This window comes from Sphingobacteriales bacterium, assembly GCA_016706405.1.
Taxonomy (GTDB): Bacteria; Bacteroidota; Bacteroidia; order Chitinophagales; family UBA2359; genus BJ6.
Genome location: JADJJT010000001.1, coordinates 549,936 through 567,876, shown reverse-complemented (window position 1 = coordinate 567,876; position 17,941 = coordinate 549,936). Strand labels below are relative to the sequence as shown.

Sequence of the window (17,941 nt, the reverse complement as noted above, 5' to 3'; positions counted from 1 at the left end):
GCAATTTAAGTCAAAATAATCATGGATAGTCATTTTAAGGTAAACTTTTAAAGCAGTTTTGCTATAAAGTATAATTTTAGGCATGTATTTTGCTTTACTGTTAAGGTATCGTATAAATTTTTTAATTTTTACTGTTTGCGTTGCCCATTTTGGGCTACAGTGGGTAGTTTTATAGCCCAGTTGTATTTTCTTTTTTGAATAACAAATTAATAATTTACTATAATTTACCATGAATTATAAGTTTACAATTGCCAAATGCATTACAATGGCTTTAAGCATTGTGCTTTCGTTAGGTGTTGCTGCACAGTTAGTTACCAACCCATCAACCTACACTTTGCGCTTTGCCAATCCGGTAGTCAATTGCAATTTGCCCACCTCACAACTTTGCATAGATCTACAAATGAAAGCCGAAGATGGCGCACCAAACTTGGCAGTTGGCTCCCATACCGTTTATTGGTCGTATAATAAAAATGCCATTAATAACGCTGTTTATACCCCCGCCATGCTAACCCCAAAAACCGATTCGTGTGTGGTGGTGCCAGGCTTTAACTATACCCCTTGGGCTAATTTTAATTTTACTAACCAAGACGATGTGGGTACAATAGGCGAAGCCCAGTTTACTACAATTTTATCGGCGTATGTTAATAATGTTTATTGCACAGTTTTTGACGATGCCAACTGGCTAACCTTAGGTAGTATTTGTTATGATATTTTAGATGATACCCAACCCACCAATATTGCATGGGATTTAACCCAAACTAATTTTAACAATAGCACCGACAGCGACCTGCCCGACACACCTGTTAACGATGTTTACCACAACCAAGGCAGTTTTACAGCCGACCCACCGTATAATTTTTCCTTAACCTGTGATTGTACTAGTTTTAATGCCGATTTTACTATAGACTTGGGCGACTGCGACGGCAAACCTACCACTTTGTGTGTATTAGTAAACGGCGGCGCAGCTCCCTATAATATTGATGGGTTAGATGCAAAAATAACCTTCGAAAATGGCGAGTACTGCCAAACCGTGGGCGATTGCAACAACTATAACCTAATTGTTACCGATGCTAACGGATGTACTAAAAACTTATTTGTTCCAGTACCTTGCATAGATTGCGGCCCTAATTGCGACGAGATGGAAGTGGTGGCAAATATGCTTGTTGAACCAACTTGCTTAACCGGAGGCACTATTTGCATTAAAGGTTTTGGCGGTATGGCCCCCTATAATGTATCGGGTTTGCCTTTCGAAACTGACCCCATTAACGAAAATACCGAAAAATGTATTGCCAATATTCCGCCCGGCCAATACACCCTTGTATTTGTTGATGCCAACGGTTGCACCAAGCAAGCATTAGTAAACCTGCCCACCCCCGAAGGCTGTAACCCCAACTGCGAAGAAAAACAAGTAATTATTGCCACCAATATTACCGATGCCACCTGCCTGGGCAACGATGGGCAGGTTTGTTTAACCGTATCAGGCGGTGCGGCCCCCTACAACGTATCGGGCATATTAGGTGCAGCCGTCCTTATTGACGAAAATACCGAGTACTGCTTTAAAAACGTAACAAACAGCAATTACACCCTTGTAATTACAGATGCCGAAACATGTGTTTTTACTAAAAATATATCGGTGGCTAAGCCCGCCGATTGTGGCCCCGACTGCTCAAAGCTTAAATTAAATATTGTAGTAACCGATGCCACTTGCAACGAAAATGGCCAAATTTGTGTTACCGCAACGGGCTTAGGGGGCAATTACTATTTACAGGGACTACCATCAAACGAAATTATTTTATTGACAGATGGTGTTGAAGAATGTATAACAAATATACCCGAAGGCATTTACACCCTTACCGCCGCTACCGCCTCGCAAGAAGACGACTGTATGGTAACCACAACAGTAACTGTTTATAAACCAGAAGATTGCGGAGGTAGTTGCGATGATTTTACCGCCAATTTTACCGAAAAAATAATTGAAACAAATTGCAGCATAGCCTATCAAATGTGTATGAGCATTTCGGGCGGCACACCGCCATACAGTTGGCAAGCCAGCGACCTAAGCGGCACACAGGCCAACTATTGTTTCGACGAGCCAGGCAGCTTCGCCGTACTAATTACCGATGCCAACGGCTGCTCGCTGCTAAAACAAATTACGGTAAAACAACCCATTAGCAGTAAAATAAATGTAGCCGTAAACGCAGAAGGCGAAACTTGCAACGGCAACGATGGCAAAATTTGCTTGGATATTAATGGCGGAAACGCCCCGTACAGCATATCCGGATCCGGTATTTTTAAAACTTTAAATGCCGATGGTCAATTGTGTATTACCGAATTGGTTTCCGGAAATTATCTCTTAAAAGTAAAAGATGCTACTAACTGCCTTAGCACGGTAAGCGCAGTAGTAAAAAACGATTGTGGTGGCAGCAACTGCTTGTATCAATACTTTTGTACCCCCAAATTTACACCCATCGAAATTTGCCCCGATTTTTGCAACCTAACCGGAAAAATTACCTTGGCAGGTGTAAAACCAACTTTCGAGTGTAATGTTGAGGGCGGCGACCAATGTTTTACCTACAAACCCTTCCCCGAATTTACTGGCACCGACACTATTATGGTTGTAGGCTGCACCAATGCCCTTGTATGCGATACCGTTTATGTGGTTTTACAAATTGATGGTTGCGACGGCAAAAAACCCATAGCTATTAACGATGCCGCTACCACCAACGAAACAGAAACCGTATGTATTGACGTATTTAATAACGACTACGATACCGATGGCGACCCTTTTTATATGGATGCTTTTACAGATGCACTCAATGGCGTAGTAACAAAAAACGGCAATAAACTGTGTTATACCCCCGACCCCGGATTTACAGGTACAGACCAGTTTATGTACACTATTTGCGACGACGATGGCTGCGACAACGCCGTAGTAAAAGTAACCGTACTTAAAAAAGGCGATTGCGAAAACCCCGATAATTTATGCACGCCACTAAACACCCCAATCGAAGTTTGTGTAAATTTTTGCACCGTCGAAGATGCCGTTGTTACAAAGGTAGAATCGATGTTTAATTGCGGCCTTAAAATAATTAATAATAATTGTGTTGAGTTTACCCCTTTGCCCGGACAACAAGGACAAGATATTTTATATATTACCGGATGTAATGAGTTTGGACAATGCGAAACCATAGTCGTACATATAAATATTGGCGATTGCGACCCTAAACCTTGCGATGATAGCAGCAACCCCACCTTAATTTGTGCCCAACCAATGGTGCCCGAGTATTTTTGCCTGGTATTTTGCGAAGTAGGAGACGATGCCTCAATTACCGAAATACACGCAACCTACGACTGTGGCCTGAAAATTAAAGGCACAAAATGTGTTGAATGGACTCCATTGCCCGGATTTTTTGGCGCCGACACCTTAGTCGTTACCGCCTGCGATGCAAATGGTAATTGCCAAACCATTAGCGTTCCGGCTTGGGTTAGCCCCGATGGCAGTTGCCCCGGCGACCCTTGCGATGACAGCACCAATCCGGATATAATATGCAGCAAACCCGGCATCACCGAAGATTTTTGCTTAGTGTTTTGCAACCTCCAACCCGATGCCTTTATAACTAATATAACCTCCAACTTAAACCTGACAACTACCTACGTAGGCAACTGCGTAATATGGTCGCCAAACGCCAACAGTTTTGGCGAAGGCACCATGCAAATAACAGCTTGCGACGGCACAGGCAACTGCCAAACCATAAATATACCAACTATTGTAAGCAAAGATGGCGACTGCCAAACCGGCCCCGACCCTTGCGACGGGTGGCAAAACCCTGACAATTTGTGCACCGAACCGTTTACTCCTCTTGAAATTTGTATAAAATTTTGTACCGTAACGGATGCCAAAATTAAAAGCGCAACTACTACTTTTGATTGCAGTATTAAACTTTTAAGCGACACCTGCCTAAAATATACCCCATTGCCCGGATTTTTTGGTGAAGATATAATTACAATTACCGGGTGCAATCAAAAAGGCGAATGCGAAACTGTAGTGGTACACGTAATTGTTAAAGAAGACTGCGACGGCAGCAGCGACAATGTACCGCCGGTAGCCCTAAACGACAATGCCACTACCCCAGCCGATACGCCCGTTGATATTTGCGTAACCAATAACGACTACGACTTAAACGGCGATATTTTTGCCGTAACAGCCAATACGCCAATACCCGCCGAACAAGGAAACTTAGTGTTTAACGGGTTAAGCCAGTGTTTTACCTTTATACCGGCCGCCGGGTTTACAGGCACCGTAACCTTTACTTACAAAATTTGCGAAACCGATACAAAAGAAAAATATTGTGCCGAAGCAACCGTAACTATATTAGTACAACAAGAATGCGACCCAAACATAGCACTTTGCGCAGAGCCCATGATTCCGGAAATTATTTGCCCCGAGTTTTGCGATTTACTTGACGGTGAATATCAAATCATTGGCGTTACCGCTACTTTTAACTGCGGAATCCAACTTTTAAGCGACAGCTGCTTTAAATATACCGCTCTACCCGGATTTTTTGGCACCGATACCCTTACGGTCGTTGCCTGTAATAATTTTGGCCAATGCGATACGGCGTACGTGCTTGTTTTTGTAGGCTGTACCGCGCCTATTGCGGTTGATGATAATGTTACAATTCCAAAAAATACCAACTACTTAATAGCTGTAACCGCCAACGATTTGGGCATTTGCGAGCCATACGAATTTATCGTAAATATACTAAACCCACCCTCACACGGTGTTGCCGATGTGCAAGCAAATTTAGACGTGTTATACACCCCCGAAACCGACTATACCGGCACAGACGAGTTTACTTACGTGCTTTGTAATACTTGTAGTGCCAATAAATGCGATACGGCTGTGGTAAAAATTAATATCATTGGCGACCCAACCCCTATTGTAGCCCAACCCGATATTGTGCAAACTCCGTTTGAAACCCCTATTGATATTGACGTAATTGCCAACGACCAGGGCGAAAATCTACACGTTAAAGAATTTACACAACCCGATAATGGTAATGTAACATTAACTCCCGATGGCACACTGCTATATACGCCCAAACCCGGATTTAGCGGCGTTGACTACTTTTTTTACACCGCTTGTAATGTCAACGAAACCATTTGCGACCAAACTATTGTAAGCGTAACCGTGTTGCCAAAAGATGCACCCAACCTGCCGCCAACGGCCAACAACGACAATGCAAACACACCCACCAATACTCCGGTTACTATTCCGGTATTGAATAACGACAGCGACCCCGAAAACGGCAGCTTAACAGTTGCCATTACCACACCTCCGGCAAATGGCACTGTTGTTGTTAATCCTAATCAAACAGTAACCTACACGCCCAACGAAGGCTATAACGGCTGCGACTTGTTTACCTATACCATTACCGACAATGGCGGCCTAACCGACGAAGCCGAAGTTATAGTATGTGTTGGCCAAAACAACCCTAACCTGCCACCCGTTGCCACTCCAAAAATTATTACCACCAAAGTCAATACGCCAATAATGGGCGATTTGTTGGATGTTGTGAGCGACCCCAACGATGCCGACACCGATTTAACCTTTAGTTTAGGCTCGCAGGCGGCAAATGGCGTAGCTACCGTAAATGCCGATGGCACTTACCAATATCAACCCAACGCAAACTACACAGGCGTAGATTATTTTACCTATATAGTTTGTGATGACGATATTGTGCCGCTTTGCGATACAAGCTATGTGCAAATTAATATTGAACCCGCCGAAATTGAGTTTATAGTTCAACCCGATGTGGCCACTACCCCTAAAAATGAACCGGTTTTAATTGATGTATTGAACAATGACTTGGGCTGCGACCTTCAAATTGTAGCGTGGACGCAGGGCAGCCATGGTAGTGTTGATATAGTAGGAGACAAACTGTATTACGTACCAAATCCGGATTATGTAGGCGAAGACTATTTTACCTACACAGCAAAAGACTGCAATGGTCAGGAAAAATCAACGCTTGTAGGTATAACCGTTTTTGACAGTCCCAACAAAGCACCCATTGCCAACGACGATGCCACCACCACCCCAATTAATACACCCGTTACCATTGATGCACTAAACAATGATAGCGACCCCGAAAACGAGCCGCTTGTTATTACTAACGTGGACGACCCCGCCAATGGCACAGCCGAAATTATTGACAACAAAATTGTTTACACGCCTGACCCAAACTTTAAAGGTTGCGATGTGTTTGACTACACCATCGAAGACGCACAAGGCCTTCAGGCAACAGCCACCATACAAGTTTGCGTTGATACAACTTCGGGAAATTTGCCACCCATAGCCAACCCCGATTTTTATACAACAGGCGTAAACCAGGTAAAATTTGGCAACGTGTTAGATAATGACAGCGACCCCAATGATGCCAAAGATGATTTAACCGTTACCTTAATTAACGATGCCGACTTTGGTACGGTAACTTTAAATGCTGACGGAACGTTTGAATATATACCAGCATCCGGATTTGAAGGTTATGACCATTTCTTTTATCAGGTTTGCGATGACGACCCCGTTTTACCACTCTGCGATACCAGCTATGTTCAAATTATTATAGGCGACCCATTAGTATTGCAGCCCGATTTGGTACAAACACCTTACGAAACGCCCATTACTTTTCAAGTGTTAGACAACGACAAAGGCTGCTCGCTGACAATTAGCGATTTTACCCAGCCAGTAGGTGGAAACGTTATTAAAATTGGTCAAAATTTTAAATTTACCCCCAACGAAGGGTTTGTTGGCCCAACCTACTTCTTTTATACAGCTTGCGACTGCCAAGGCGCATGCGACCAAACTATTGTAAACGTAACCGTATTGCCTAAAGATGAACCCAATCAACCGCCTACAGCAAATAACGACAATGTAAACACCCCGCTTGACACCCCAATAACTATTGGTGTATTAGATAACGACAGCGACCCCGAAAACCAACCCCTTAGCGTTATAAGTGTAACAAGCCCGCAAAACGGCACTACTGTTATTGATAACAACGAAATTATTTATACGCCTAATCCCGGATTTGTGGGCTGCGACACCTTTAGTTATGTGATACAAGATAATGGTGGCCTTACCGACCAAGCATTAGTAATTGTGTGTACCGGAACTGCCAATCCTAATTTGCCACCCATTGCCCTACCCGACAGCGTTTATACCGAAATAAACACACCCGTTTCGGGGCAGGTTAAACCCAACGACAGTGACCCCAACGATGCACTTGACGACTTAACTGTTTCCTTAGGCTCGCCACCCGAAAATGGTGTTATAACCCTATTCCCCGATGGCAATTTTACCTACTTGCCAAGCAGTAACTATCAAGGCGTTGATTATTTTACCTATATCCTTTGCGACGACGATATCTTTCCGCTCTGCGACACCTCGTGGGTTAAAATATTTATTGGCGCCGAAGTTATGCTGTTACAACCCGACATAGTACAAACACCCTTTGAAACACCAATTACAATATTGCCCAAAAATAACGACCAGGGCTGCGACTTAGATATTACCTCTTTAACTAAACCCGAAAATGGCCAGGCACAGCTAACAGCTAATGACGAGGTAATTTACACCCCAAACGAAGGCTTTTCGGGCGTTGATTACTTTTTCTACCAAGCCTGCGATTGCAATGGCGTTTGCGATCAAACTATTGTAAGCGTAACGGTATTGCCGCCCGATGCACCCAATCAGCCGCCAACCGCAAATAACGATACAGGCGAAACACCCCTTGAAACGCCTATAACTTTAAATGTGTTAGATAATGATAGCGACCCCGAAAACCAACCGCTAATTATTGAAACGGTAACGCAGCCTGCAAATGGAACAACTACTATTGACGGCGACCAAATTACCTACACACCTAATTCCGGATTTACCGGTTGCGATACTTTTAGCTATATAATTAAAGACAATCAAGGTGCAACAGATACGGCATTGGTTCAGATATGCGTTAATGCACCCTACCCCAATTTGCCACCTTTTGCCAACCCCGCTGTTTACAACACGCCCATCAACACGCCCGTAAGCGATGACCTTAAACCTTTGGTGAACGACCCCGATGATGCCATTGATGTACTTATCTTCTCTAAAGGCTCAAACCCTGCACACGGCTCAGTAATAATTAATCCGGATGGAACGTTCGATTACACGCCTGTCAATGATTATACAGGTGTTGATTATTTTACCTATATAGTTTGTGATGACGATTTGGTGCCGCTCTGCGATACCAGCTATGTGCAAATTAATATTGGCGTTGACTGTAACTTATTAGTACAAAACGACGAAATTTGTATTGCCATAGATACCCCTGCCGAAATTAGCCCATTGCTTAACGACTCCGGATGTGAATTAAGTATTTGTGCCATCATTGCGCAAGCTACAAAAGGCTCGGCGGTTATTGGCGTTGGAAGCAAAGTAATAGGTTATATTCCTAACCCTGGTGCTACGGGTATTGATACTGTTGTGCTCGAAATTTGCGACCCACAAGGGCAAAAAGCACAATCAACCGTAATAATTAATATTGCCGGCATTATAGATTTACAACCCGATGTGGCCTATACCGAACAAAACAAACCAGTTTTAATTGAGGTGCTAAAAAATGATATCGGTAGCGATTTAACCATTACGCAACTAAGTACTCCCGAAAAAGGCACAGTAACAACTGATGGCTTAACGGCAACCTATATTCCGGAAACTGATTTTGTTGGCACTGTTTATTTCTACTACAAAGCTTGCGATTGTGGCAATAGCTGCGACTCGACTTGGGTAAGCATCGTTATTGATAGTTTAGAAAACAATTTGCCCCCCGTAGCGGTAAACGATGTAGCAACAACTAACCCCGACGAGCCAATTAGCATACCTGTAACCGGAAACGACTTTGACCCCGATGGCGACCCTATTGAAGTAACTGATGTAAACCCCGCAGCCAATGGTACCGTTGAAATAATTGACGGCCTACCAGTTTACACCCCTAATCCCGGATTTGTGGGCTGCGACACCTTTACCTATACAATTTGCGACCCATTTGGACTTTGCGATGATGCCATTGTTGCCGTAGGTGTTGGTACAGATAGTTGCTTAAATAAAAAACCTTTAGCAGTTGACGATTACAAAACTACATTTGTAAATACACCCGTTACCATTGACGTTAAACCCAACGACAGCGACCCCGATGGCCTGCTTGATGACTTGGATTTTAAACCAATTACCAACCCCGCACATGGTAGCGTTGTTGATAACGGCGATGGCACATTTACCTATACTCCGGATGAAAACTACTTGGGCAACGACCTGTTCTTCTACGAAGTTTGCGACCAAGGCCCTTATCCGCCCCTTTGCGATACAGCTATTGTATTTATTACCATTTCGCCAACGCTTATTGATGCCCAACCCGATATTGACTATACCAACATGGACACCCCCGTTACAATTGATGTGCTGGCTAACGACAAAGGCACGGATATTACTATAACGCCTACCTTAATTGACGAACCCGAACATGGCACAGCCGAAGTTGTAGGAGATAGTATTGTTTACACACCTAACTCCGGATATATAGGCGTTGATTATTTTGAGTATCAAATTTGTGACGTGTTTGGCCAATGCGATATTACCGTAGTTGAGGTGATAGTTTTGCCCGCCGACTCGACTAACGTGCCGCCTAATGCTGTAAACGATGTAGCTACCACCAAACCAACTACACCCATTGAAATTGATGTTTTAAATAATGATAACGACCCATTTGGCGGCGATAGCTTAGTAATTACCGAATTTACACAGCCCGTTTGTGGTGTGGTAGCCTTTAACGCCGACAGCACCCAGTTAATATTTACACCTGCTACCGACTTTTTGGGCGTTTGTTGCTTTAACTATACTATTTGCGATAACGGAGCCCCTAACCTTTGCGATATAGCTACTGTTTGCGTAACTGTAAGCGAAGAGGAAGAGCCAAAAGTAAATCATCCACCGCTGGCCGATGATGAAAAAACCACCACCGACAAAAATACACCCGTAACCATTGACCTTTTAGATGGCGATACCGACCCCGATGGCGATAATATTGCTATTACCTTAATTACCCAACCCGAATGTGGCACGGTTGCCAATAACGGCGATGGCTCTGTTACTTTTACCCCCGATACCAACTGCGTTGAAGGAGAAAATGTATATTTTGAGTATGTAATTTGCGACGATGGTACGCCAAGCTTGTGCGATACGGCTTATGTTACTATTTTAATTACCGATACCGCCCAAGTTGGGTGCGTGGTTGCACAAACCATTGAAGACACCGCTGTTGAGGTGTGCGCAACCGATAAAGTAGAATTTGTTATTGGAAGTATTCAGGTTGTTACTGCCCCAGTTAATGGCACGCTTAACCCCATTGTTGGCAACCCAAGCTGTTTAACTTATACACCTAACGCAAATTATTGTGGCAACGATGATTTTACCATGTTGGTTTGCGATGCACTTGGCGAAATTTGTGATACGGTGTGTGCCGTTATTCAAATTACATGTGTAAACGATACCCCAGTTGCTAACAACGATGACCTAACAGACGTGCAAGATTGTATTAGCCCTGCCGATACGGCTACAATTCCGGTACTTGCCAACGATACTGACCCCGATGGCGACTTGCTCTTAATTATATGGGTGCAAACACCTACCCAGCAAGGCGGCACAGCAACCATTAATACCACAGGCGATAGCATTATTTATACGCCGCCAACCGGTTTTGAAGGAACCGACTCGTTTAGCTACGTAATACAAGACCCCGATGGCTTAACCGACACAGCTTTGGTAAGCATTTGTATTAGCACCGATACCATTGACCAAGTTATAGATGCAGTAAATGACACGGTTACAACTCCATTTAATACAGACCTTACCATTGATATTTTAGATAACGACTCTTACCCATCCGGAATAATTACCGTAACCATTATTACGCCACCTCAACAAGGCGTTGTTACAAATCCGGGCGATGGTACGCCAATAAACTACAATCCGGAGGATGATTATGAAGGGGTTGATTCCTTCCAATATGTATTGTGCGTACAAACAAATCCGGATGACCCGGCTACTAAAATATGCGATACCGCTTGGGTCTATATCACCATCGAACCCAAACCCGAATGTGTTTTAGTGCCTGCTAATGGCTTCTCGCCAAACGGCGACAATAAAAACGATTGCTGGTATATTAGCAATATAGCCAATTTTGAAATTTGCAACCCAGGCGCCGAAGTAAAACTGCTTATATTTAACCGTTGGGGCGATTTAATGTACTGCCCCGAAACAGTTAACGAGGAGTGCGTTTGGGACGGCAACTGGCAAACTAACGGCGAGCCTGCTCCCGAGGGCACTTATTATTACGTTATTACCGTTAAGCCCGAAGCTGGAGTAATCGAAAAATATAATGGCTTTATTGAACTAATGCGATAGCAAAAAACTATTTGTTGTTTGCACCTTGCCATAAACAAACAAATCAAGCCTACTTGTTTTTAAACAAGTAGGCTTGATTTTTTATGTGAAGATAAAGAAAGCTTTTAAGGTTAAATTCGGAGTAATGGACATTTTTAATGCTATTTTTTAGACGCTTGGTTCAAGTGGACATTTTTAATGCTGTTTTTTTATTCACTTTTTTACATTATTCTTGAATATTTTATTTCTTTGCATGTCTGTAAAAACGGAAACAAGCTCTGCTGGGGAGCAACTTGTCAGGGATAAAACAGATGCTTGACGAAAATGTCTTATCAAAGGCTTACTGTATATTGTAAGCCTTTGATATTTTCAGAAAGCCCTTATACCTTTAAAAACCCATCTATAAATTTCATTTTCCGTTTCATTGATAGGCCATTATGGTTTCTTAATTTGTTTTTTAAATCTGCGAAATGTCCATCAATAGCATTGGTTGTGTTAGGTATTTGAAGTTCCCTGTTATCGTGCCAAGTAAACAAACCAAGGTAAATTATTCTTCAAACTACGATAAGCACTTCTAAGCCTTTTATGCGTATAAAACGATTTGTTTGTAGTCGGATTTACAGTTCTCTCGTTTAGAAACACTTTCCATTTTTCAAGCCATAGCCCTAATGCTCCGACAAAGCTTTCTTTGTCTGTTTGCTTCATCAAATCTACAACATCCATCAGCTCTTGTGCAGCTTTTAGCTTTGGCTTACGGGTCAAATATCTTCGAATTATTGCTGCTTGATGAAACTGGCACATTTGAACAGGAATACCCTTAAACGACGCAATTAAGCCTTTTCTTCCGTCACAAACAATAGCCGAAATAGTAAAACCTCGCCTTTTTAACTCCTTAATTCCTTCTATATACAGCCCATTTGTCTCTGTCTTCACATAATATTTCAAAAGGTTTTCTTTGGTGTAGGCATCTTTAAAAAGCATTACGCCAAAACCCCGCTCCCAATAGGTGGTGTCCATTAATACAACGACTACTCTACCTGTTTTTTCCGTAGCCACTATTTTAATCTTGTCTAACCGCCTTTGAATCGTTTTAACAGAACAATTATACTTGTGAGCTAACTGCAAATAGGTCTGTTTACCACTTTTGTATTCTTCCCATATTTGCTCGTTATTGATGCGTTGCCCACCTAAAAATTGTTTATTACAGCAGGCACATTTATATCGCTGTTTACCTTTTACTAACCCATTTTTCTTGGTAACAGAACTACCGCAGTAAAAGCACTTTTTTTATTCATAACCTTTGATTGTCCTCAAAGCTAATAATATTAAGCTTTCCAGACGATTTTAGCATCATTTTTGTCCATTAAGCCTTAAATTCATTAAAAAAATTGAAACCATTTTAAGGCACGCTCCAATATTGTTGCTGTTAGTCTTTTATCTTGGGTTTTCGGATTCAACTTCCTTTAAATTTTGGCGCACCTGAATTAAGTCGATATTTTGGGGTGCCGATGACCATATTGATATTGGCGCAGTAGAACTGGGTCTATTTGCCGGATTTGGTGCTGAATTGCTGTAGGATTCGTTTTGGTGTGCATTGCCAAACATTGTTTGTGGGTCAAATGGATTTTCGGCGTCGAAAGCCGCTTCTAAACTATGAGGCGGGTCGTTTACATCATCTTCGCGCAGCACTAATACATAGGTTGCCATATCGGTATTTACGCCGCGCTTAAAGTTTAAAGTCCAATATTGCGGATTTGTATTGGTAGCCGTTTTTTGGGCGTTTTCAATTTTAAAACCTAATTGGCCTTGTTTTTTGGGTGCATTAAAATCAGTTAAAAACAGGCGGCTTCCACTCCACTCGCGACCACCAATTTGGTAGGCATAAAAAAAGAAATTAGTTTTTACGCCATGCTTGCGGTCAAAACCAATATGTGTTGTTAATTGAGCAGCCCCGCCGGCCGGAACATAAAACCATCCTTCGCACACAAAGGTGTCGTACAGGTCTGGCTCGCCAATCTTTTCAATCGGAACATAGTTGTAAGCTAAAGACAACCAAATATCTTTATTTGTAGTGTTTTGGCAAAATAATTGAGCGTTTGCCGCAATAGTGTTGGCTATAAAAATGCCAATCAATAAACAGTAGGCAGTTGTACGTAACATTATTTGTAGTTGAATATAAGTGAAAAAAATCAAAATATAACACGATATAGGCGTTGGCCAGCATATTTTATTTATGCCGTTTGTAAGCCTTTCATTGCATTGCCGAGCTGTTGTATGTTCTCGTCCCTTTCTATAATGTTTCGCCGGCCTTCATTTTTTCGGCATTTTCGGCTAATTGAAGGGCATCTATTAAAGGTTGTACGTCGCCATTTACTATGGCATCTAAATTATAAAGCGTAAGGTTAATGCGGTGGTCGGTAACGCGGTTTTGCGGCCAGTTGTAGGTGCGTATTTTTGCCGATCTGTCGCCGGTTGATACTAAGGTTTTGCGCCTCGATGCAATTTCATCTACGTGTTTTTGGTAGGCAATTTCGTAAATTTTTGTGCGCAGCATTTCAAGAGCTATGGCACGGTTGCCGTGTTGCGAGCGTTCTTTTTGGCAGGCCACAACTATACCCGTTGGTAGGTGTTTAACCCTAACGGCGGTTTCAACTTTGTTTACGTTTTGGCCACCTGCTCCTTGTGCCCTAAAAGTATCCCACTCAAGGTCGGCGGTGTTAATTTGCACGTCCACTTCTTCGGCTTCGGGCAGCACTGCCACCGATGCTGCCGAGGTATGCACACGCCCTTGCGCCTCGGTTGCTGGCACACGCTGTACCCTGTGTACCCCCGACTCGTATTTAAGCTGCCCGTAAACGCCATCGTTTGCCGACTCAACCCGTACCGATATTTCTTTGTACCCGCCTACGGGGTTTTCGTTCATGCTAACCAATTCAACTTGCCAACCTTTGGTTTCAAAAAATCGCTGATACATTCTAAACAAATCTCCGGCAAATATTGAAGCCTCGTCGCCACCAGTCCCAGCCCTAATTTCGAGTACTGCATTTTTTTCATCTTCGGGGTCTTTGGGCACTAACATTTCTCTAATTTTCTCCTCTAATATTTGTCTGTCGTTTTCTAAAATATCTAATTCGGCTTTGGCCATTTCTTTAAAATCAGCATCTTTTTCGTTGGCAATTATATCGCGGCTATTATCAATATTGCTTAAAATAGTGCGGTAGCGAAGGTAGGCATGCGCTATACCCTCTAAGTTTTTGTAATCTTTACTAAGGCGTACAAATTGTTTATTATCTTGCATTATTTTGGGGTCGGCAAGGCTTTCGCCAATATCTTCCCATCTGTGGTATATTACTTCAAGTTTGTCGAGCATACTAATCAATCTATCTTAAAAAACGTAAAATCGGATATGTGTTTGTTTGTTGTTGTATAAAAATGATTATTTTAAGGCGTACAATTTGTAAATATCCGGATAAAAAAGCAAAAATAAAGGCAAAATTACATCATTTAAACGATATTTTATGAACGGTATTAAACAAAGGCAGATGCCGCTCAATAAAAATTGATTTTTTAAAAATAGGCTGATTATTTTTGCCTTAAATTAATCCGGATGAGTATGCTTAGAAAATTTGACCAATAAATGCCAATTCATTCAAAAACTCCGGATAAACTTTAACGCCGCATTTTCATCTCATTACTAATAAAATTAATAAAAATCACCTACACCATGTTCAATTTCAAGTTATTTCATCTTGCCTTGCCGTTGTTTTTTTTAAGCTATTTTTTGACTGGCTCAATCAACTCAAGTGCTCAAATTGTAAGCACCCACCCTCGTTTGTTGTTTACCACCGATATAAAAAATGCCCTGCTCGACAAAAAAAACAATAACGACCCAACTTGGCTGGCACTTAAAACCCGCGCCGACAATTTAACCAATTTCAATGTTTTAACATGGAACCAAACCACCTACTCCCAAGAACCCAGCAGCACTATCGCTTATTCCTACCAAGGGTCGGGGTGGTTTGATGCTGCCATGAATTTAGGCTTGGCACACCAAATAAGCAAAGGAAATAATACCGGCAATTTTCCAACCGATTACTCGAACAAACTGCTACAATTAGCCGATACCATTATTGCCGCACAAAACCATTATTGGATAGTAGGCGTAGCCGACACCATTTGGCCAATTAGAGTTGATAGCCACTACCCCTCGCGTTTTATTTGCCGGGCTGCAGCCATTATTTACGACTGGGCTTACGACGAATTAGGTGCAAGCCGCCGTACCCAATTAGCTGCCGTAATGAACCAATATTTTACCGCCATACGCAACAACGGCTACCAAAATAAAGAACGCGCCGGCGATAATTATTTTATGGGTCATACGGCTGGTATTGGTTATATGGGCTACGCACTTTTTAACGACAACGCCAACGCACAAACCATGATTGACTGGGCGCGCAACCGATTTGATGGCACTAAAACGACCACTATTGGCAACGACACGGCTTATACTTATATTAGTCAGCTTTACAACGGCGGTTACCCCACCGTATTGAGCGCCGAAACCTACAACAACCCCGACACCTTAGTAGCAAAACCCTTAGCTGGCGGCTGGTACACCGAAGGCTGGGCTTACGGCGCTGCCCTTAGCCGGCTGCTCGATTATATGCAGGTTGTCAGCACCGCCACCACCGACCAAAACCTAATACAAACCTATCAAAACTGGTTGGTGCAATTATTAAATGGCCAAATTGGAGGCTGCATGCCCAACCGCTCTGAAATTGATTTTTTTGCTGACTGGGGCGGCGATTGGGGCGCATTTTTCCCGCGTTATTTAGCCACACGCTTAGCATTTTATTTGGCAGGTACTACCGAAGGCGAGTATGCCCAATACTTTAGACACACTTTTTTACAACCTACACAAAACGAGTGCATAACACAATACAACCCATCGGGCGTTCCTTACCCCGATGCCGCTTGGGAGGCTTTTTATTTTCACCTACCTAATGCCACAGCTACACCGTTTGAAGAAGTAAAACCCCTTTGCCACAGTGGTTTTGCCAATGGCTACTATGGCGGATGGCATAATAATCAGGCCGTGCCCTATTTTTTAATGCGCAATAGCTGGGACACCTCGGCTACCTGGGCATCTATACGCATGGGTTGCGCTACTTATGAAGGCCACGAACATAAACAGGCAGGGCATATTGCACTAAAACGAAACAACGAATGGCTTTTAATGGAAGCCTCGTTATTTAAACAAACTACGGGCGAAGATTGTAATGGAATGGTAGGCAGCAATGTTTATATGAGCAATTCGGCGCATAGCAATACCTTGTTTTTTTACGATAACGGCGATTATATGTACGATAGCGACTACTACGTAGGAGGGCAAACAAGTTTTGGCCACGATGCTATTGTTGCCGCCGAACAAAATAATAAATGGACCTATGTGCGCGGAAACTTACGCCCAGCCTACTATAAGAGCTATGATACAACACTATGGAACAGCCCGCTGCAACATTTTTACCGGAATTATTTATACCTGAACGGCTCTAACTTAATGGTAGTTTTTGACCAGGTTAAGGTGGCAAGCAACTCCGGAAACCCCTATATAAAAGCATTGCGTTGGCACTTTACCGGCCAACCCACCCAAAACGGCAATATTACTACCCTTCAAAAAAACACCTCGAAACTATATTTACATACCTTGTTGCCGCAAACTGCTTCTATTGACCTAATTGACGAATCAAATAATCCGGATACATTATACTATGACGACAACAACGTAAATCCTCAAACATGGCGTATTGATGTAAAGCACCCCGTTAATAATACCCTCGAACATCCGTTTTTAACGGTTATAACCGCCGGAAATACTAATTTGCCCGCCATTACAACCCAAAACATTACAACTACCGATGCAAAAATGACCGGCGCTGCTATAACGAATGGAGACCAAAACCAATATGTTGCGTTGTTCAACAGCCAATCCGGATTAGCCCCCGCACCAGTTACCAACACGCAATATGTATGGGGCAGCAACGAGCTAACACAACATACCCTTTGCGGTGTTCAACCAAACGCCAATTACCAGGTTGATTTTGCAGCAGGTAGCGTGCAAGTTACACAAAATGCAATGGGCAGTTGCACGGCATCGGTGGCCGGTGTGTTGCAGTTTCATACTGTAAATAAAACTATTGCCGGCAGCATAAATCCCTGCAACAACTCGATGCACGATTATACTGCCCCAACCTATGCCAATGCAACCTATAACTGGGTAGTTACCGGAGGCGTAGTGCTAAGCGGACAGGGCTCGCCCAACGTGCAAGTACAGTGGGGTAATAGCGGCGCCGGCAGTTTGACCGTTCAAATGGTGCTGCCATAATTAAAATGGAATATAACGGGCGAGAAAACAACAACTCCAAACTTTTTAATACAATATGAAGCTTAAAAATGCTGCCG

The 17,941-nt window shown here is 42.8% G+C and carries 4 protein-coding genes and 1 pseudogene; 2 read left to right on the top strand and 3 right to left on the bottom strand.

All coding sequences use genetic code 11. The features are described 5' to 3' along the window. Nucleotides 1–265: 265 nt before the first annotated feature. The gene (locus IPI59_02285) at nt 266–11,500 is read left to right on the top strand and encodes a tandem-95 repeat protein (GenBank protein ID MBK7526392.1); all 11,235 of its coding nucleotides are present in this window, start codon (nt 266–268) and stop codon (nt 11,498–11,500) included. Nucleotides 11,501–11,859: 359 nt separating this feature from the next. Here the strand turns inward: IPI59_02285 and IPI59_02280 are convergent. From IPI59_02280 to prfA, 3 genes and pseudogenes are all read right to left on the bottom strand, one after another. Next, nucleotides 11,860–12,655 (bottom strand): annotated as a pseudogene (locus tag IPI59_02280) (hypothetical protein). A gap of 258 nt (nt 12,656–12,913) precedes the next feature. Continuing rightward, the gene (locus IPI59_02275; GenBank protein ID MBK7526391.1) at nt 12,914–13,639 is read right to left on the bottom strand and encodes a hypothetical protein; all 726 of its coding nucleotides are present in this window, start codon (nt 13,637–13,639) and stop codon (nt 12,914–12,916) included. Nucleotides 13,640–13,769: 130 nt separating this feature from the next. Next, nucleotides 13,770–14,849: a peptide chain release factor 1 gene (prfA, locus tag IPI59_02270; GenBank protein MBK7526390.1), complete on the bottom strand. Its 1,080-nt coding sequence runs from the start codon at nt 14,847–14,849 to the stop codon at nt 13,770–13,772. 354 nt (nt 14,850–15,203) lie between these two features. Between prfA and IPI59_02265 the strand changes: the two genes are divergently transcribed. Further along, nucleotides 15,204–17,864, top strand: a complete 2,661-nt coding sequence (locus IPI59_02265; protein ID MBK7526389.1) for a hypothetical protein — start codon at nt 15,204–15,206, stop codon at nt 17,862–17,864. The last annotated feature ends 77 nt before the right edge of the window (nt 17,865–17,941 follow it).

Bases quoted from the DNA above. Each gene is read 5' to 3' on its own strand.
- IPI59_02275 (MBK7526391.1), bottom strand. From the start codon at position 13,639: ATGTTACGTACAACTGCCTACTGTTTATTGATTGGCATTTTTATAGCC.
- IPI59_02285 (MBK7526392.1), top strand. From the start codon at position 266: ATGGCTTTAAGCATTGTGCTTTCGTTAGGTGTTGCTGCACAGTTAGTT.
- IPI59_02265 (MBK7526389.1), top strand. From the start codon at position 15,204: ATGTTCAATTTCAAGTTATTTCATCTTGCCTTGCCGTTGTTTTTTTTA.
- prfA (MBK7526390.1), bottom strand. From the start codon at position 14,849: ATGCTCGACAAACTTGAAGTAATATACCACAGATGGGAAGATATTGGC.